Here is an 18,256-nt window from a genome sequence, read left to right on the forward strand (position 1 = left end):
GTCACATTTCAGTCATCATACACACTCCTGACAGTCACCTTTCGTGACTATTTTGTGATCGCTACTTATGTCGCATATCCAGCATTAAATTCTGATTATTTTTGTCAACACAGATTGTTGAGCTGATATTGATCTAAATCACGCACCCGTTCCGTTTAATACTCGTAACCAGAATCGTTTTCATTTGGAAATGATACGGGTTTGTTAAATTGTGACAAAAAGGGGGTAAATTGATTAGTTAGTGAACTAATCAACAGCATCGCTGAAGGGTTATTTTAGTTAATTTACCCCAAAAGTGTGATCTGCGTCACACTTTATCTAAAATTTGGCCTGGCCCTCGTTGTATGTCGAAATCAGAGGGGATAGAGTTGCCTTGTTTTCGGAATAGTCCTAAAAGGTAGTAAGAAAAGTCTGACTCCAGGGTCAGGTAAAGCGGACGGAAAACAGGGAAGCAGTACTGGCAAAATGAGTTAATGACTACTTTCTGGACAGGCGCTAATTGGCACCTTACAGCTTCGCAAACGTTTGGCTTCTGCCACTAAATTATTTGCCAACTTAGATTTACCAATCAGCAACCAAGGTAGCGGCGTAATCCGCAAACGTTTAAGTAGTGTCAGTCAGGATGGAAAAAAAATGGGTACATCAGAATTACTCAAACATATTTACGACATCAACTTGTCTTATTTATTGCTTGCTCAACGCCTTATTAACCAGGAAAAAGCCTCTGCGATGTTTCGTCTCGGTATCGATGAAGCAATGGCAGATACACTTTCTCAATTAACTCTGCCTGAAATGGTGAAGTTAGCTGAAACGAATCAGCTTGTTTGTCAGTTTCGCTTCAACGACCACAATACAATTACTCGCTTGACGCAGGAATCACGCGTGGACGATTTACAGCAAATCCACACTGGTATTCTGTTATCCAGCCGTTTATTACGCACCGTGTCGGGTAAAAGCGACGAGTTGCCTAAAAAGAGAGCGAGCTAATGAGTGAAAAAAGTATTGTCCAGGAAGCGCGCGATATTCAATTAGCGATGGAGTTGATCTCGCTGGGTGCGCGTCTGCAAATGTTAGAAAGCGAAACGCAGCTGAGTCGTGGCCGTTTAATTAAATTATATAAAGAACTGCGCGGTAGCCCACCGCCGAAAGGCATGCTGCCGTTCTCAACCGATTGGTTTATGACCTGGGAACAGAACATTCACTCTTCTATGTTCTGTAACGCCTGGCAGTTCCTTCTTAAAAGCGGGTTGAGCAAGGGTGTGGACGCGGTAATCAAAGCGTACCGACTCTATCTCGAACAGTGCCCGCAACAGGACGAAGGCCCGCTGTTGGCGCTGACCCGCGCCTGGACCTTAGTCCGGTTTGTTGAGAGCGGAATGCTCGAACTGTCCGATTGCAAAAGCTGCAACGGCAGTTTCATCAACCACGCACACCAGCCGGTTGGCAGTTTTGTCTGCAGCCTGTGCCAGCCGCCATCCCGTGCGGTAAAAAGACGTAAACTTATCGGGGAATCTGCCGATAACATTTCACAACTGCTGGAGGAAGAGATTAAACAAGCCGTTTAATTCTCCTCACAACGTGGAATGCATCCAGCAGCGGTTATTTAACCGCTGCTTTTTTTTTGCCTGCGGCGGGTAGAAACATCCTGAAGCGCTCTTCTTCAACCCACACGTCACCAGACGTAAGGATTTAGTGTGTTAATTATTATTGGGTATATCCTGGTACTCGGGTCGGTGTTGGGGGGCTACGCGATGGTCGGTGGCCACCTTGGCGCGCTCTATCAACCTTCAGAATTGTTGATCATCGGCGGCGCCGGTATTGGCGCATTTATCGTGGGGAATAATGGCAAAGCCATTAAGGCCACCATGAAGGCGCTGCCATTATTAATGCGCGGCTCAAAATATAACAAAGCCGTCTATATGGATCTGATGGCCTTACTGTACCGCATTATGGCCAAATCCCGCCAGCAGGGCATGTTATCGCTGGAAGCGGATATTGAAAGTCCGCAGGAAAGTGAAATTTTTGCTAATTACCCGCGCATCCTTGCCGATAAAAGACTAGTGGACTTCATTACCGACTATTTGCGTCTGATGGTCAGCGGCAATATGAACGCCTTCGAAATCGAAGCGCTGATGGACGAAGAGATTGAAACCTACGAACACGAATGCGAAGTGCCGGCAACGGCGCTGCAAACGGTTGGCGATTCTCTTCCGGCTTTCGGCATCGTGGCGGCGGTAATGGGGGTGGTACATACGCTGGCATCCGCCGACCGCCCGGCAGCAGAGTTAGGGGCATCGGTCGCACACGCGATGGTGGGAACCTTCCTCGGCATTTTGTTGGCCTACGGATTTATCTCTCCGTTAGCCGGGGTGTTACGGCAGAAATGTGCAGAAACCACCAAGATGATGCAGTGCATCAAAGTGACGTTGCTCTCCAGCCTGAATGGCTATGCGCCGCAAATCGCGGTTGAGTTTGGTCGTAAGACGCTGTACTCAACCGACCGACCGTCGTTTACCGAGCTGGAGGAGCATGTCCGTAACGCAAAATCACCAGCGAAACAGACTTCAGACCAGGACGCATGACGCATGAAGCATAACAATCACCCCATTATTCTGGTTAAGAAAAAGAAGCATAAAAGACATGAGGGCGGTCACGGCTCATGGAAGATTGCCTATGCCGACTTTATGACCGCGATGATGGCTTTCTTTATGGTGATGTGGCTGCTGTCGATCGCGAACCCTCAGGAATTGGTGCAGATTGCCGATTACTTTAAGACGCCGTTGAAAGTGGCACTGACCGGCGGTTCGAAGAGTAGTGAAAGCATCAGCGTGATCCCCGGCGGCGGCGAGGACCCAACCCAGAAATCGGGCGAGGTCCACAAGGTGGTGGATATGGATGCGCAGAAACGCAAGCTGGATGAAATCCGTCTTAACCGTCTGCGTGAAAAGCTCGACCAGTTGATCGAATCGGATCCACGGTTGAAGGCCCTGCGTCCGCATTTGATCATCAATATGGTGGAAGAGGGGCTGCGTATTCAGATTATCGACAGCGAGAACCGGCCGATGTTTAAAACCGGTCGCGCGGAAGTTGAGCCGTATATGCGCGATATTTTGCGGGCAATTGCACCGATCCTGAACGATATACCGAACAAAATCAGCCTTGCCGGCCATACCGATGATTTTCAGTATGCCAATGGCGACCGCGGATACAGTAACTGGGAACTGTCTGCCGACCGCGCGAACGCCTCACGGCGTGAGCTGGTCACCGGCGGACTGGATAGCGGCAAGATGCTGCGCGTGGTCGGGATGGCCGACACCATGAGTTTAAAAAACCGCGGCGCGGATGATGCTGTAAACCGTCGAATCAGTCTGCTGGTGTTGAACCACGACACGGAGCTGCAGATTGAGAAAGAAAACTCGGAGAGCGACGCGACGCAAATCAGCGGCAGCAATGCGGGCAGCCTTAAAGAAATCGTCGCACCGGCACTCCCTGCCGATGCCACAAAAAAACCAGACCCTCAACCCCCAGTGGCTGAGCCAGCAGGCGATCAGGTAAAACCGACAGCATCCGCTCCGGCTAACCCGGTACCGGCGGCCCAGACCGATCGCGACTCACAGCAGAGGTGATCCCGTGAGCATGGATATTAGCGATTTTTATCAAACGTTTTTCGATGAAGCCGACGAACTGTTGGCCGACATGGAACAACACCTGCTGGGGTTAGACCCACAGGAACCGGATTCGGAACAGCTTAACGCTATCTTCCGTGCGGCCCACTCGATTAAAGGCGGGGCGGGTACCTTTGGTTTCACTGTGTTACAGGAAACCACGCATATTCTGGAAAATATTCTCGACGGCGCTCGTCGCGGCGAAATGCAGCTGAGCACCGATATCATCAACCTGTTTTTGGAAACCAAAGATATTATGCAAGAACAGCTGGATGCCTATAAAACCGCCACGGAACCCAATGCCGCGACGTTTGAATACATCTGTCAGGCGCTGCGCCAGTTAGCGTTAGAAGCCAAGGGTGAAGTGATTGAAGCGCCTAAAACGCTGGCAGCCGCGGCGAACGCGCCTGTGGCGGCCGCCGGTCTGAGACTGGCGCTGGTGGACCTGAAACCGGCAGAAATTCCATTAATGCTGGAAGAACTGGGGAATCTGGGCACCGTTTCTGACGTGGTGAAAGGCGAAACCTCGGTTGAAGTGACCCTTGACTCTACCGTCGATCAGGATGACATCGTTGCGGTGCTGTGCTTTGTGATTGAAGAAGCGCAAATCCAGTTCCTGACGGCGCCGTCAGCAGCAATAGCGGTTGAGCCAATCGTTGAAGCGGTGGCTGAAGAGCCGGCCGCACCACTGGCCACGGTCACCGACATTACGCCGGCGAAACGTGAAGCACCGAAAAAGGCGGTCGCCAAGGCCAGCGAATCCACCAGTATCCGCGTTGCGGTAGAAAAAGTGGACCAGCTGATTAACCTGGTTGGCGAACTGGTTATCACCCAGTCGATGCTGGCGCAGCGTTCCGGTGAACTGGATCCGGTTGCCCACGGCGACCTGCTGAACAGCATGGGGCAGTTAGAACGTAACGCCCGTGACCTGCAGGAATCGGTGATGTCCATCCGTATGATGCCGATGGAATATGTCTTCAGCCGCTTCCCACGTCTGGTGCGCGATTTGGCAAGCAAGCTGGGTAAAGAAGTGGAGCTGACCCTGCAAGGCAGCTCGACCGAGCTGGATAAGAGCTTGATCGAGCGCATTATTGACCCGTTAACGCACCTGGTGCGTAACAGCCTGGATCACGGTATCGAAACCCCGGAAAAACGTCTTGCCGCCGGCAAAGACGCCATCGGTAACCTGATCCTCTCCGCGGAACATCAGGGCGGCAACATCTGCATCGAAGTGGTTGATGACGGTGCCGGTCTGAACCGTGAACGTATCCTGGCGAAAGCGCTGTCGTCTGGCCTGCCGGTCAGCGAATCGATGAGCGATGAAGAAGTGGGCATGCTGATCTTCGCCCCTGGCTTCTCCACGGCGGAGCAGGTGACTGACGTCTCGGGTCGCGGTGTTGGCATGGACGTGGTGAAGCGAAATATCCAGGAGATGGGCGGTCACGTCGAAATCTCGTCGAAGCAGGGTAAAGGCACCACCATTCGAATTCTGCTGCCACTGACGCTGGCGATCCTCGACGGCATGTCCGTGCGCGTAGCTAACGAAGTGTTCATTCTGCCGCTGAACGCGGTGATGGAATCGCTGCAACCGCTGGCAGACGATCTGCATCCGCTGGCCGGTGGCGAGCGCGTGCTGGAAGTGCGTGGCGAATACCTGCCGCTGGTTGAGCTGTGGAACGTGTTCGATGTGCAGGGCGCAAAAACCGAAGCAACGCAGGGCATCGTGGTGATCCTGCAAAGCGCCGGTAAACGCTATGCGATGCTGGTCGATCAGCTGATTGGCCAGCACCAGGTGGTGGTTAAAAATCTGGAAAGCAACTATCGCAAAGTGCCGGGTATCTCGGCAGCAACCATCCTCGGTGATGGCAGCGTGGCGCTGATTGTCGACGTATCGGCTCTGCAGTCTCTCAACCGTGAAAAGCGTGTGGCGGGAGCCGCAGCCTGACTTTAACCGATTAAGGGTAGAATTATGAATGGAATGGCAACTGTCTCTAAACTCACTGGCGAAACCGTAGGTCAGGAGTTCCTGGTGTTTACGCTGGGTGACGAAGAATATGGCATCGACATTTTGAAAGTGCAGGAGATCCGCGGTTACGATCAGGTTACCCGCATCGCCAATACGCCTTCCTTTATCAAAGGCGTGACCAACCTGCGCGGCGTTATCGTGCCAATCATCGACCTGCGCATTAAGTTCGCGCAGTCCGATGTCGGGTATAACGAAAACACCGTGGTGATCGTGTTGAATCTGGAACAGCGCGTGGTCGGTATCGTGGTTGACGGCGTGTCTGACGTGCTGTCACTGACCCACGACCAGATCCGTCCTTCACCGGAATTTGCGGTGACCATGTCGACCGAATATCTGACCGGCCTGGGTGCACTGGGCGATCGCATGTTGATTCTGGTCGATATTGAAAAGCTGCTGAACAGCGAAGAAATGGCGTTAGTCGACGTGCTGCGTAGCGCCTGATAACCGTTATTTTTCCTGTTGAAAATGGGCCTTGCGCAACACGCAGGGCCCTTTTTTTAGTTACAATATTATTTGGTCTTTGTTTTATATAGCAAAATAAATCTCCGCAAAATATCTCTCTCGCAACATAAAGTATGGCCCTGAAAAGCCGATAGATCCGGTGTTGTTTTTTACTTTTACACACCAAGGGTTCTCTATGTTCACACGCATCAAAGTGGTCACCAGCCTGCTGCTGGTCCTGCTCGTTTTTGGCTCATTGCAGCTGATCTCTGGCGGCATATTTATCGGCGCGCTGACCAGCGATAAAGACAGTTTTTCCATTGCGCAAAATTCCAGTGACAACGTGGCGTCCTTCACCGACGCGTGGATTGCACTGAACCAGACCCGCATCACCCTGAACCGCGGCATGCTGCGTCTGCAGAGTGAAACGGCCAACAGCATCAACAGCGCGTCGCTGACCGCGATTTCCGATCAGGGTAAGAAACTGCTGGCTGATGCCGACAAATTTTACGCGCGCTATCAATCCATCCCGAACACCAAGGGTGTTGACCCTAAAGTGGTTGATGACCTTGAGCAGAACTACGTCAGCTATTCCAAAGCGCTGTCGACCATGCTGGATTTGATGCAGAGCAAGCAGCTGCCTGAGATGTTCAAACTGAACATCGAGCAGAAGCAGAATGATATGCAGCAGGCCTATACCGTCTGGCGTACCGCCCTGAATGAAATCACAGTGCAGGGCGTGAAGGCCAACGAAGCGGCGTACAGCAAAATGCTGTGGGTGATTGGCACCATCATGGTACTGGTTGTCGCGCTGATCGCCCTGTGCTGGGTGGGCTTGCGCAAGATCCTGATTACGCCATTACAGAACAACATTGCCCATATCAGCCACATTGCGGGCGGCGACCTGACGCACACCATCGAAGTAGAAGGCCGTAATGAAATGGCCCAGCTGGCAAACAGTTTGCTGGAGATGCAGCAGGCGCTGGTGCGTACCGTTAGCGACGTACGCGACGGTTCCGATGCGATCTATACCGGTGCCAGCGAAATTGCCGCCGGCAATAACGATCTGTCTGCCCGTACCGAGCAGCAGGCTGCCTCACTGGAAGAAACCGCGGCCAGCATGGAGCAGTTAACCGCGACCGTGAAGCAGAACGCCGAGAACGCCCGTCAGGCCTCTCAGCTGGCGCTTAGCGCGTCTGAAACCGCGCTGAAAGGCGGCAAGGTGGTGGATGGCGTGGTGAAAACCATGAGCGACATTGCCGGCAGTTCGAAAAAAATTGCTGACATTACCAGCGTGATCGACGGGATTGCTTTCCAGACCAACATCCTGGCGCTGAACGCCGCGGTGGAAGCGGCGCGCGCCGGTGAGCAGGGTCGTGGCTTCGCGGTGGTTGCCGGTGAAGTGCGTAACCTTGCCCAGCGCAGTGCGCAGGCGGCGAAAGAGATCAAAGGGCTGATTGAAGATTCGGTGGCACGCGTCGACAGCGGCACCGTATTGGTGGGTACCGCAGGCGAAACCATGGCGGATATCGTCAGCGCCGTGACCCGCGTGACCGACATTATGGGCGAGATTGCCTCTGCTTCTGATGAACAGAGCAAAGGCATCGACCAGGTGGGCACCGCCGTGACCGAAATGGACCGCGTGACGCAGCAGAACGCCTCGCTGGTGGAAGAATCCGCCACTGCAGCTGCCGCGCTGGAAGATCAGGCCAGCCGTCTGACGCAGGCCGTCGCGGTGTTCCGCGTGCGCAAAGAGTCCGGTTTCACACCGGCGGCGAAAGCCAGCACCGTGAAACGGGCAGCATCGCCGGTGGCGCGCAAAGCCACCGCGCCGGTTGCCTCGGACAGCAACTGGGAAACCTTTTAATCCGTTCTGCGCAGTAAAAATGCCGTCATAAGATTATCCGCTGAGCAATCGGCGGATATCTGCATAAAGATCCCATTCCCTTTGCCGATAACAGTGCCAGTTGTTTCCCCTTCCTGAGGTAGTCATGTTCAAACGGATAAAGGTTGTTACCGGCCTGGTCAGCGTACTGGTGCTGTTTGCGTTGCTGCAGTTTGGCACCGGCGGATTGTTTTTCCATACGGTCAAGAATGACAAAGATAATTTTGCGTTTAACCAACGTCTGCGTGTGTTGCAGCAGTCAATGGGCACCTCCTGGGTCTCTCTGGTTCAGGCGCGTAATACCCTGAACCGCGCCGGGATCCGCTACCTGCAGGATGCCAATCAGATGGGATCGGGTGCCACGGTGAAGGAACTGCTGGTGTTGGTACAGCAAGAGCTGGATATCGCCGATAACTCGATGGCGGTATTTGACGCCAATCTGTCTGAGAAGGGCAAAACCGCCGAGAACATCAAGCAGCTGCATGCCAATTATAAGCAGCTGCACGATGCGCTGGCCGACCTGATTGTGATGATGCAGACCGGCAAGTTCACCGACTTTATCGCTCAGCCAACCCAGAGCTATCAGAATCAGTTTGAAAAAACCTATAACGACTGGCTGGAAACCAATAACCGGCTGACCGCCGAGGGTGTTGAGGCTAACAGCCGCGCTTACAAGCATACCCTGTGGCTGCTGTTTGCGGTGCTGGTGATCTCTCTGCTGGTGATCGCGCTGGCCTGGAGCGGCATCTATAAGATCCTGCTGCGTCCGTTACGCACCAATATCGAACATATCCGCCATATCGCCAGCGGCGATCTGACCCAGTCGATCGCGTCAGAAGGGCGCAACGAAATGACCCAGCTGGCCGACAGCCTGCGCGAAATGCAGCAGTCGCTGGTCCGCACGGTGAGCGATGTCCGCGACGGTTCCGATGCGATTTATACCGGCGCCAGCGAAATCTCCGCCGGCAATAACGATCTCTCCTCGCGTACCGAACAGCAGGCGGCCTCGCTGGAGCAAACTGCCGCCAGTATGGAGCAGCTGACCGCCACGGTGAAACAGAACGCCGAGAACGCCCGTCAGGCCTCTCAGCTGGCGCTGAGCGCGTCAGAAACCGCGCAGAAAGGCGGCAAGGTGGTGGATGGCGTGGTGAAAACCATGAACGACATCGCCGGAAGCTCGAAGAAGATTGCTGACATTACCAGCGTCATCGACGGCATTGCCTTCCAGACCAATATCCTGGCGCTGAACGCCGCGGTCGAGGCGGCCCGTGCCGGTGAACAGGGACGTGGCTTCGCGGTAGTGGCAGGCGAAGTACGTAACCTGGCCCAGCGCAGCGCGCAGGCGGCAAAAGAGATCAAAGGGCTGATTGAAGATTCCGTGGCCCGCGTCGATACCGGCTCGGTGCTGGTTGAAAGCGCCGGAGAGACCATGGCCGACATCGTCAGCGCGGTGACCCGCGTCACCGACATCATGGGCGAAATCGCCTCGGCGTCGGACGAGCAGAGCAAGGGTATCGACCAGGTGGGCACCGCCGTGACCGAGATGGACCGCGTCACCCAGCAGAACGCCTCGCTGGTGGAAGAGTCTGCGGCAGCCGCCGCCGCGCTGGAAGAACAGGCCAGCAGACTGACGCAGGCGGTCGCCGTGTTCAGAATTCGTAAAGAAAATGTCATCCAGGCCGTTAATACCAGTAAGGCAAATAAAAACCCACTGTTAATGCCGGCAGCCGCACCGCGTAAAGCGCTGGCCGCACCGACATCCAACGATAATTGGGAAACTTTCTAACAGACTTTTTTGCCGCTCATCTTGGGCGGCAAAACCTGGAGGCTTTAATGGTGAGTCGTATACGTATTTCTACCGCAATTTTCCTGCTGTTGGGGTTGTTCTGCGTGATGCAGATTGTCGGTAACGGTTTGTCTTTTAATTCTTTCCGCCTTGATGCCCGCAACTTGCAGGACGTCGAAGTCAGCAGTAATCAGCGTGAAGCGCTGGGGGAAACATGGGCGGCGTTACTGAGCGCCCGCGTCACGCTGAGCCGCGCCGGAACGCGTGCCGCACTGAGTTTACCGCGCGATCAGGTAACAAGTTTGATGGCAAAGGCTCAGGAAGATCTGAATGCTGCCGATAATGCTTTTAAGCGCTTCAACGCTATCCCGGAAACCACACCGGCAGGTGGCGCGCTGAAAAAGTCGATGAATGAGGCCTATGACGTTTATGCCCACGAGCTTTCTCAGCTGATTGCCTATTTACAGAATTACCAGTTACAGGACTTCCTCGACTCGCCGACGCAGGGCAAGCAGGACAAATTCCAGGTTCAGTACAACCAGTGGATGAAGCATATCGATCTGCTGCGCGAACACGCTAACCAGGCCGGGAAAGGCTTTTATGCCCAGTCGAAAATTATCTTTATCGTGGCGGTGGTGCTCTGCCTGTTAGTGACCTTCAGCGGTATCTGGTGGGTGCGCCGTGCGGTTATCGCGCCACTGTCCAGAATGCGTGGCCACTTTGAACGTATCGCCTCGGGCAACCTGGGCGGCACCATCGAAACGGAAGGGCGTAATGAGCTCAGCCAGCTGTTTATCAGCCTCAACGCCATGCAGAAATCATTGGCAGAGACGGTCAGCAGCGTACGTGATGGCACGCACGCCATGCACACCGGCATCCGTGAGATTGCGTCCGGCAACAACGATTTGTCTGCCCGTACCGAGCAGCAGGCCGCGTCATTGGCCGAAACCGCCGCCAGCATGGAGCAGCTGACCGCTACCGTGACCGGCAATGCCGAAAATGCCCGCCAGGCTTCTCAGCTGGCAAAAGAGGCCTCAACCACCGCCCATAAAGGCGGCCAGTTGACCGGCAAAGTGGTCACCACCATGAGTGAGATCGCCAGCAGCTCGAAGAAGATTGGCGATATTACCGGGGTGATTGACGGCATCGCGTTCCAGACCAACATCCTGGCGCTGAATGCCGCGGTGGAAGCGGCACGCGCCGGCGAGCAGGGCAGAGGCTTTGCGGTAGTGGCCGGCGAAGTCCGCAACCTGGCGCAACGTAGCGCGCAGGCGGCAAAAGAAATTAAAGCGCTGATTGAAGCGTCGGTGGATCGCGTCGATCAGGGCGCGGTGCTGGTGGCTTCAGCCGGCGAAACCATGGACGAGATTGTGCAGTCGGTGACGCGCGTCAACGACATCATGGGCGAAATAGCTTCAGCCTCTGATGAACAGCGTCGCGGCATTGAGCAGGTTGCACAGGCAGTCAGCCAGATGGATCAGGTAACACAACAGAACGCCGCGCTGGTAGAGGAAGCGGCAGCAGCCACAGAAGCCCTTGAAGCTCAAGCTGACCATCTGACGGGCACGGTGACCAGATTTACACTCGACGCAGAAGGCCAGTCAGGTTATCCGGACGGCATACAGGGAATATAGCTGTGTTTTACCCCCTTAATCAGTACGTTGCAGGGTAGCCCTACATGAAAAAATCGACGTTGTTAGCCCCGCAGGAGAACGCCACGCTGCTGTCCCAGATGGTTCAGCGCCTGCCGTTATCGGATACGCACTTTAAGCGTATCAGTCAGTTGATCTACCAGCGTGCTGGCATCGTTCTCGCCGATCACAAGCGGGAGATGGTTTACAACCGGCTGGTCCGGCGGTTGCGGATGTTGGGTATCGACGATTTCGGTCGTTACCTTGCGCTGCTTGAGAGTGATTCCAACAGCCCGGAGTGGCAGGCATTTATTAACTCGCTGACCACTAACCTGACGGCATTTTTCCGTGAGGCGCACCACTTCCCGATTCTGGCCGATCACGCCAAACGCCGGGCGGGCAGTTTTAACGTCTGGTGTGCGGCGGCCTCAACGGGTGAAGAGCCGTACTCCATCGCCATGACGCTGGCGGAAACGTTGGGCGCAGGGCCGGGGAAATTCCAGGTCCATGCCAGCGACATTGATACGCAGGTGCTGGAGAAGGCGCTGAGCGGTGTTTATCGCCAGGAAGAGCTACGCACGCTGTCTCCACAGCAGCTGCAACGTTTCTTCTTCCGGGGCACCGGCCCGCATTCCGGGATGGTAAGAGTCCGTCCCGAACTGGCCAACACCATTAATTTTGCTCAGCTGAATCTGCTGGGCAGCGACTGGGCGCTACCGGGCCCGTTCGACGCCATTTTTTGCCGTAATGTGATGATCTATTTCGATAAAGAAACACAGGAAAAGATCTTACGGCGTTTTGTCTCGATGTTGAAACCCGGTGGGATCCTGTTCGCCGGTCACTCCGAGAACTTTAGCCAGATCAGTAAAGAGTTCTATCTGCGCGGCCAGACAGTCTACGGACTGACTAAGGAAAGATAATGGGAAAAATCAGAGTGTTATGTGTTGATGACTCTGCATTGATGCGACAGCTGATGACAGAAATCATTAACAGCCATGCAGATATGGAGATGGTCGCCTCGGCACCGGATCCTTTAGTGGCAAGGGACATGATCAAAGAATTCAACCCGGACGTGCTGACGCTGGATGTGGAAATGCCACGCATGGACGGACTGGATTTTCTGGAAAAGCTGATGCGCCTGCGGCCGATGCCGGTGGTGATGGTGTCGTCGCTGACCGGGAAGGGTTCGGAAGTGACGCTGCGCGCGCTGGAGCTGGGTGCCGTGGACTTCGTTACCAAGCCGTCGCTGGGGATCCGTGAAGGCATGCTGGCCTACAGCCAGATGATTGCCGATAAGGTCCGCGCGGCCTCCCGAGCAAAACTGCATGCGCGTGGCGCGCAGCCTGCGCCGGTGATGCTGAAAGCTGGCCCGTTGTTGAGCAGTGAAAAGCTGATCGCCATTGGTGCCTCCACCGGCGGAACCGAAGCGATTCGCCATGTGCTGCAGCCGTTACCGGCGACCAGCCCGGCACTGTTGATTACTCAGCATATGCCTCCTGGCTTCACCCGTTCATTTGCCGAGCGCCTGAACAAGCTCTGTCAAATTACGGTGAAAGAAGCGGAAGACGGTGAGCGCATTCTGCCAGGCCACGCGTACATCGCGCCGGGTGCCATGCACCTTGAGCTGGTGCGCAGCGGAGCGAACTATCAGGTCAAACTGAACGAAGGACCGCCTGTAAATCGTCATAAACCGTCGGTGGACGTTTTATTTAAGTCGGTGGCGCAGTACGCCGGTCGTAACGCCGTCGGGGTGATCCTGACCGGTATGGGTAACGACGGGGCCGCCGGATTGCTGGCGATGAACAAGGCAGGTGCCTGGACCATCGCCCAGAACGAAGCAAGTTGTGTGGTATTTGGCATGCCAAGAGAGGCAATCGCCCTCGGGGGAGCCAGTGAAGTGGTGGATCTTCACCAAATCAGTCAGCACATGCTGGCCAAAATTAGCGCCGGACAGGCATTACGTATTTAACGCAGCGCCCGTCCAGCGGGCTACAAAAAAACGGGAGTGGGTATGGTTGATAAAAATATGCGGTTTCTGGTGGTCGACGACTTCAACACGATGCGTCGTATCGTCCGTAACCTGTTAAAAGAACTCGGCTTCAACAACGTTGAAGAAGCTGAAGATGGTGTGGATGCGCTGAACAAGCTGCGTGCCGGTGGATTTGATTTCGTGGTGTCTGACTGGAACATGCCCAACATGGACGGTCTGGAACTGCTGAAGACCATCCGTGCCGATGCGGGTATGGCCAAGTTACCGGTGTTGATGGTCACGGCGGAAGCCAAAAAAGAGAACATTATTGCGGCTGCTCAGGCTGGTGCCAGCGGCTACGTCGTTAAACCTTTTACAGCAGCGACCCTTGAAGAGAAGTTAGGCAAAATCTTCGAAAAGCTGGGTATGTAAGGAGCCGAGATGAGCACACTTCCGACACCAAATGTTGATGCGGCTTCTGCCAACGACATTATCTCCCGAATTGGTTCGCTGACGCGGATGTTACGCGACAGCCTGCGTGAATTGGGACTGGATCAAGCTATTGCTGAAGCGGCGGAAGCAATTCCGGATGCCCGCGACCGCCTGGATTACGTAGTGCAAATGACCGCTCAGGCGGCAGAACGCGCGCTGAACTGCGTGGAAGCTTCACAGCCACGTCAGACGCTGATGGAAGATGGAGCGAAGGCGCTGAAAGGCCGTTGGGATGAATGGTTTGAAAATCCTATCGAACTGGCGGATGCCCGCTCTCTGGTTTCGGATACCCGTGGCTATCTGGAGTCTGTGCCTGAACATACCTCTTTCACCAACGCCCAGTTGATGGAAATCATGATGGCACAGGATTTCCAGGACCTGACCGGTCAGGTGATCAAGCGCATGATGGACGTTATCCAGGAAATCGAGCGCCAGCTGTTAATGGTGCTGCTGGATAACATGCCAGAACAGGCTTCCCGTCCGAAGAAGGATGTGGACAGCTTGCTCAATGGTCCGCAGATTAACGGTGCCGCGCCTGGCGTGGTGGCGAATCAGGATCAGGTGGACGATTTACTGGACAGCCTCGGGTTTTAAGCTTGTCTGTGACAGGAGCTGGCGCCCGCCAGCTCCTGCTATTTTTACCATCCCGCAAATAACCCCCATTTTACGCGTTTACTCGCGGCATTATCCCTGCGCCAATTTGGCATGCTGGCACCTGAAATTCCGTATTGAAGGTAAGCTGCCGTGGCCGGAGACAGCGAAGAGGAAAAGACCGAATCCGCAACCCCCCACCGAATAGAAAAAGCACGAGAAGAAGGGCAAATTCCGCGTTCGCGCGAGCTGACCTCCGTGCTGATGTTGGTGGCGGGACTGAGTATTTTGTGGATCACCGGGGCGACAATGGCACGAAAGATCGGCGCGCTGCTGGCCGATGGGCTCAAATTCAACCATTCCGTGGTCAGCGATACCAGCCAGATGCTGCATTTACTGGGCAACCTGGTGCAGCAGGGGATCTTCACGCTGATCCCGATGATGGCCGGTTTAGTGCTGGTGGCGATTGCCGCACCGATGCTGCTGGGCGGCGTGGTAATCAGCGGTAAAGCCATCAAGTTTGATGTTGGCAAGATGAACCCGATTAAGGGCATCGGCAAACTGTTCTCAGGCCAGACGGCTGCAGAGCTGTTGAAGTCGGTGCTGAAGGCGATCCTGGTCGGCTGCGTCACCTGGCTGTATATCCGTCATCACTGGCCCGATATGCTGCGACTGATCAGCGAATCACCGTATAACGCCTTAGCCAATTCGTTAAATATGATTGCGATGTGTAGCGTGCTGGTGGTGTTTGGGCTGTCGCCGATGGTGATGTTTGACGTGTTCTGGCAGCTGTACAGTTACTTCAAGGGCCTGCGCATGACGCGCCAGGATATCCGCGATGAGTACAAGCAGCAGGAAGGTGACCCGCACGTGAAGGGCCGCATTCGTCAGCAGATGCGCGCCGCCGCCCGCCGACGCATGATGGCGGATGTGCCAAAGGCCGACGTGATCGTTACCAACCCGACGCACTATTCCGTGGCCTTACAGTACGACGAACGCAAGATGAGCGCGCCGAAAGTGGTGGCGAAAGGGGCCGGCGAGATTGCCCTGCGCATCCGTGAGTTGGGCAAAGAACACCGCATTCCGATTTTAGAAGCACCGCCGCTGGCGCGTGCCTTATACCGACACAGTGAGATTGGTCAGCATATTCCGGGAACGTTATATGCCGCCGTTGCAGAAGTGTTGGCCTGGGTTTGGCAACTCCGTCGCTGGAAGCTGGAGGGTGGCCTGGCCCCGAAAAAACCTGACAATTTAACCGTCCCGGAAGGACTGGATATTGTCATAAGAGATGAAGACTAATGGCGAATCTGGCCGCAATATTACGGTTACCGAATTTTAAAGATACCCAATGGCAGGTGATGGCCGGGCCGGTATTGATTCTGATGATCCTGTCGATGATGGTGCTGCCGCTGCCGCCCTTCATTCTGGATCTGCTGTTCACCTTTAATATTGCGCTGTCGATCATGGTGCTTCTGGTGGCGATGTTCACCCAGAAAACGCTGGAGTTCGCCGCTTTCCCCACCATTTTGCTGTTCTCAACGTTACTGCGCCTGGCGCTGAACGTGGCCTCAACCCGTATCATTCTGATGGAAGGCCACACCGGCGCCGGTGCGGCCGGACAGGTCGTTGAAGCCTTCGGTCACTTCCTGGTGGGCGGTAACTTCGCCATCGGTATCGTGGTGTTTATCATCCTGGTGATCATCAACTTTATGGTTATCACCAAGGGTGCGGGCCGTATCGCCGAAGTGGGCGCGCGTTTCGTGCTCGACGGCATGCCCGGCAAACAGATGGCCATCGACGCCGACCTTAACGCCGGCCTGATTGGCGAAGAAGAAGCGAAAAAACGCCGTTCTGATGTGACCCAGGAAGCAGACTTCTACGGTTCGATGGACGGTGCGAGTAAGTTCGTTCGTGGTGATGCCATCGCCGGTATCATGATCATGGTGATTAACGTGGTCGGCGGGTTGTTAGTGGGCGTTATCCAGCACGGAATGGACGTGGGACACGCGGCGGAAAGCTACACGCTACTGACCATCGGTGATGGCCTGGTTGCGCAGATCCCGGCGTTGGTGATCTCAACCGCAGCCGGTGTGATCGTCACCCGCGTCGGCACCGATCAGGATGTCGGCGAGCAGATGGTTACCCAGCTGTTCAAAAACCCGCGCGTCATGATGCTGAGCGCCGGCGTTCTGGGTCTGTTAGGTCTGGTGCCTGGCATGCCAAACCTGGTGTTCCTGCTGTTCACCGCTGCCTTGCTGGGCCTCGCCTGGTACCTGCGCGGGAAAGAGACCAAACCGAAAGCGGCAGCACCGGCACCAACCAAACAGGTTGAAGCCTCTTCCAATACCGAAGCCTCCTGGGGCGATGTGCAGCTGGAAGATTCGCTGGGCATGGAAGTCGGTTACCGCCTGATCCCGATGGTCGACCATCAGCAGGATGGTGAGCTGCTGGGCCGTATCCGCAGTATCCGTAAAAAATTCGCCCAGGAGATGGGCTTCCTGCCGCCGGTGGTGCATATCCGTGACAATATGGATCTGCCGCCTGCGCGCTACCGTATCCTGATGAAAGGCGTCGAAATCGGCAGCGGCGATGCCTATCCTGGCCGCTGGATGGCGATCAACCCCGGCACCGCCGCCGGCACGCTGCCGGGCGAACCGACCGTCGATCCGGCCTTCGGTCTGGCGGCCACCTGGATTGACAGTGCGCTGAAAGAGCAGGCGCAAATCCAGGGCTTTACGGTGGTGGAAGCCAGTACCGTGGTAGCAACACACCTGAACCACCTGATTGGTCAGTACGCCAGCGAGCTGTTTGGCCGTCAGGAATCGCAGCAGCTGCTGGATCGCGTGACCCAGGAGATGCCAAAGCTGACCGAAGATTTGATCCCAGGGGTAATTACCCTGACCACGCTGCATAAGGTGCTGCAAAACCTGCTGGCCGAGCGCGTTTCAATCCGTGATATGCGCACCATTATTGAGACGCTGGCGGAGCACGCTGCGGTACAAACCGATCCGCATGAGCTGACGTCGGTGGTTCGCGTTGCACTGGGCCGCGCCATTACCCAGCAGTGGTTCCCGGGTACCGGTGAAGTACAGGTGATCGGGCTTGATACCACCCTGGAACGTCTGTTGCTGCAGGCGCTGCAGGGCGGTGGCGGACTCGAGCCGGGCCTGGCAGATCGTCTGATGGCGCAGGCGCAGGGCGCGCTGGATCATCAGGAATCATTAGGCGCACCGCCGGTGCTGCTGGTTAACCATCCGCTGCGTGCGTTGCTGGCCCGCTTCCTGCGCCGCAATATGCCGCAGCTGATGGTGATCTCGAATCTGGAATTGAGCGATAACCGTAATATCCGCATGACGTCGACCATTGGAGGTCACTGATGAAAATGCTGCTACTGCTGCTCTGTTTGCCGGGCGTTGCCCTGGCCGCCGGCGGTGCCTGGCAGGCCAGCTCGATCGGGCCTGGCCTGCAAAATCGCGGGATGCAGGCGGCATCTCCGGCGCTGACCGCGTCTGAAGCGGTGGACGGTTCGATCACCGAAGTGGCCTGGCGCTATGTGGTTAACGGCCCGGTGCCTTCAGGCATGATGGTGCACCTGTGTGCCGAAACCCGCTGTGTGGCGCTCGACGGTGCCAGCGGCGCAACCCGTGGCCTGAGCAACCTTGCCGCTAACCAGAGCCTGCATTTTGTTTACGGCGTGCAGGGGAAAGGGCGATTAAACAGGGATCTGCGGGTGATCAGTAATCAGGTGATGGTCAACTACCACTGATTGC

The 18,256-nt window shown here is 55.5% G+C and carries 16 protein-coding genes; all 16 read left to right on the forward strand.

The window, feature by feature from the left end:
• Nucleotides 1-633: 633 nt before the first annotated feature.
• Nucleotides 634-987, forward strand: a complete 354-nt coding sequence (gene flhD / locus AC1UKS_RS09385; protein ID WP_041692028.1) for a flagellar transcriptional regulator FlhD — start codon at nucleotides 634-636, stop codon at nucleotides 985-987.
• The gene (flhC, locus tag AC1UKS_RS09390; protein ID WP_013202558.1) at nucleotides 987-1,565 is read left to right on the forward strand and encodes a flagellar transcriptional regulator FlhC; all 579 of its coding nucleotides are present in this window, start codon (nucleotides 987-989) and stop codon (nucleotides 1,563-1,565) included. The genes flhD and flhC overlap by 1 nt, the downstream gene beginning before the upstream one ends.
• 129 nt (nucleotides 1,566-1,694) lie before the next feature.
• Entirely contained in the window at nucleotides 1,695-2,582 is an 888-nt protein-coding gene (gene motA / locus AC1UKS_RS09395; protein ID WP_013202557.1) for a flagellar motor stator protein MotA, read from the forward strand.
• A 3-nt stretch (nucleotides 2,583-2,585) separates the two neighbouring features.
• Nucleotides 2,586-3,626 (forward strand): flagellar motor protein MotB, encoded by a 1,041-nt coding sequence (gene motB, locus AC1UKS_RS09400; protein WP_482436597.1) that lies wholly within the window; start codon nucleotides 2,586-2,588, stop codon nucleotides 3,624-3,626.
• A 10-nt stretch (nucleotides 3,627-3,636) separates the two neighbouring features.
• Nucleotides 3,637-5,610, forward strand: coding sequence for a chemotaxis protein CheA (gene cheA, locus AC1UKS_RS09405; RefSeq protein WP_482436599.1), 1,974 nt, complete (start codon nucleotides 3,637-3,639; stop codon nucleotides 5,608-5,610).
• A 24-nt stretch (nucleotides 5,611-5,634) separates the two neighbouring features.
• Nucleotides 5,635-6,132: a chemotaxis protein CheW gene (gene cheW, locus AC1UKS_RS09410; RefSeq protein ID WP_265910724.1), complete on the forward strand. Its 498-nt coding sequence runs from the start codon at nucleotides 5,635-5,637 to the stop codon at nucleotides 6,130-6,132.
• A 196-nt stretch (nucleotides 6,133-6,328) separates the two neighbouring features.
• Entirely contained in the window at nucleotides 6,329-7,999 is a 1,671-nt protein-coding gene (locus AC1UKS_RS09415; RefSeq protein WP_482436600.1) for a methyl-accepting chemotaxis protein, read from the forward strand.
• 124 nt (nucleotides 8,000-8,123) lie between these two features.
• Nucleotides 8,124-9,803, forward strand: a complete 1,680-nt coding sequence (locus AC1UKS_RS09420) for a methyl-accepting chemotaxis protein (RefSeq protein WP_482436601.1) — start codon at nucleotides 8,124-8,126, stop codon at nucleotides 9,801-9,803.
• Between the two features lie 47 nt (nucleotides 9,804-9,850).
• Nucleotides 9,851-11,437 (forward strand): methyl-accepting chemotaxis protein, encoded by a 1,587-nt coding sequence (locus AC1UKS_RS09425; RefSeq protein ID WP_482436602.1) that lies wholly within the window; start codon nucleotides 9,851-9,853, stop codon nucleotides 11,435-11,437.
• A 44-nt stretch (nucleotides 11,438-11,481) separates the two neighbouring features.
• Entirely contained in the window at nucleotides 11,482-12,354 is an 873-nt protein-coding gene (gene cheR, locus AC1UKS_RS09430; RefSeq protein WP_013202550.1) for a protein-glutamate O-methyltransferase CheR, read from the forward strand.
• A complete protein-coding gene (locus AC1UKS_RS09435) occupies nucleotides 12,354-13,403 on the forward strand; it encodes a protein-glutamate methylesterase/protein-glutamine glutaminase (protein ID WP_013202549.1) in 1,050 nt (349 codons plus the stop codon). The genes cheR and AC1UKS_RS09435 overlap by 1 nt, the downstream gene beginning before the upstream one ends.
• Nucleotides 13,404-13,445: 42 nt before the next feature.
• Nucleotides 13,446-13,835: a chemotaxis response regulator CheY gene (gene cheY / locus AC1UKS_RS09440; protein WP_053142652.1), complete on the forward strand. Its 390-nt coding sequence runs from the start codon at nucleotides 13,446-13,448 to the stop codon at nucleotides 13,833-13,835.
• 9 nt (nucleotides 13,836-13,844) lie between these two features.
• Nucleotides 13,845-14,489, forward strand: coding sequence for a protein phosphatase CheZ (gene cheZ / locus AC1UKS_RS09445; RefSeq protein WP_265910720.1), 645 nt, complete (start codon nucleotides 13,845-13,847; stop codon nucleotides 14,487-14,489).
• Nucleotides 14,490-14,639: 150 nt separating this feature from the next.
• A complete protein-coding gene (flhB, locus tag AC1UKS_RS09450) occupies nucleotides 14,640-15,785 on the forward strand; it encodes a flagellar biosynthesis protein FlhB (RefSeq protein ID WP_013202546.1) in 1,146 nt (381 codons plus the stop codon).
• The gene (gene flhA, locus AC1UKS_RS09455; protein WP_482436603.1) at nucleotides 15,785-17,863 is read left to right on the forward strand and encodes a flagellar biosynthesis protein FlhA; all 2,079 of its coding nucleotides are present in this window, start codon (nucleotides 15,785-15,787) and stop codon (nucleotides 17,861-17,863) included. Before flhB ends, flhA begins: the two co-directional genes overlap by 1 nt.
• Nucleotides 17,863-18,252 carry a flagellar protein FlhE gene (gene flhE / locus AC1UKS_RS09460; RefSeq protein ID WP_265910718.1) on the forward strand — a complete coding sequence of 130 codons (390 nt, stop codon included), beginning with the start codon at nucleotides 17,863-17,865 and terminating at the stop codon, nucleotides 18,250-18,252. The genes flhA and flhE overlap by 1 nt, the downstream gene beginning before the upstream one ends.
• The last annotated feature ends 4 nt before the right edge of the window (nucleotides 18,253-18,256 follow it).

The sequence above is a fragment of the Erwinia sp. AK-PDG3-5 genome (assembly GCF_056821705.1).

Coding starts and splice junctions, on each gene's coding strand:
- flhD (WP_041692028.1), top strand. CDS start 634: ATGGGTACATCAGAATTACTCAAACATATTTACGACATCAACTTGTCT.
- flhC (WP_013202558.1), top strand. CDS start 987: ATGAGTGAAAAAAGTATTGTCCAGGAAGCGCGCGATATTCAATTAGCG.
- motB (WP_482436597.1), top strand. CDS start 2,586: ATGAAGCATAACAATCACCCCATTATTCTGGTTAAGAAAAAGAAGCAT.
- cheA (WP_482436599.1), top strand. CDS start 3,637: ATGGATATTAGCGATTTTTATCAAACGTTTTTCGATGAAGCCGACGAA.
- cheW (WP_265910724.1), top strand. CDS start 5,635: ATGAATGGAATGGCAACTGTCTCTAAACTCACTGGCGAAACCGTAGGT.
- AC1UKS_RS09415 (WP_482436600.1), top strand. CDS start 6,329: ATGTTCACACGCATCAAAGTGGTCACCAGCCTGCTGCTGGTCCTGCTC.
- AC1UKS_RS09420 (WP_482436601.1), top strand. CDS start 8,124: ATGTTCAAACGGATAAAGGTTGTTACCGGCCTGGTCAGCGTACTGGTG.
- AC1UKS_RS09425 (WP_482436602.1), top strand. CDS start 9,851: ATGGTGAGTCGTATACGTATTTCTACCGCAATTTTCCTGCTGTTGGGG.
- cheR (WP_013202550.1), top strand. CDS start 11,482: ATGAAAAAATCGACGTTGTTAGCCCCGCAGGAGAACGCCACGCTGCTG.
- AC1UKS_RS09435 (WP_013202549.1), top strand. CDS start 12,354: ATGGGAAAAATCAGAGTGTTATGTGTTGATGACTCTGCATTGATGCGA.
- cheY (WP_053142652.1), top strand. CDS start 13,446: ATGGTTGATAAAAATATGCGGTTTCTGGTGGTCGACGACTTCAACACG.
- cheZ (WP_265910720.1), top strand. CDS start 13,845: ATGAGCACACTTCCGACACCAAATGTTGATGCGGCTTCTGCCAACGAC.
- flhA (WP_482436603.1), top strand. CDS start 15,785: ATGGCGAATCTGGCCGCAATATTACGGTTACCGAATTTTAAAGATACC.
- flhE (WP_265910718.1), top strand. CDS start 17,863: ATGAAAATGCTGCTACTGCTGCTCTGTTTGCCGGGCGTTGCCCTGGCC.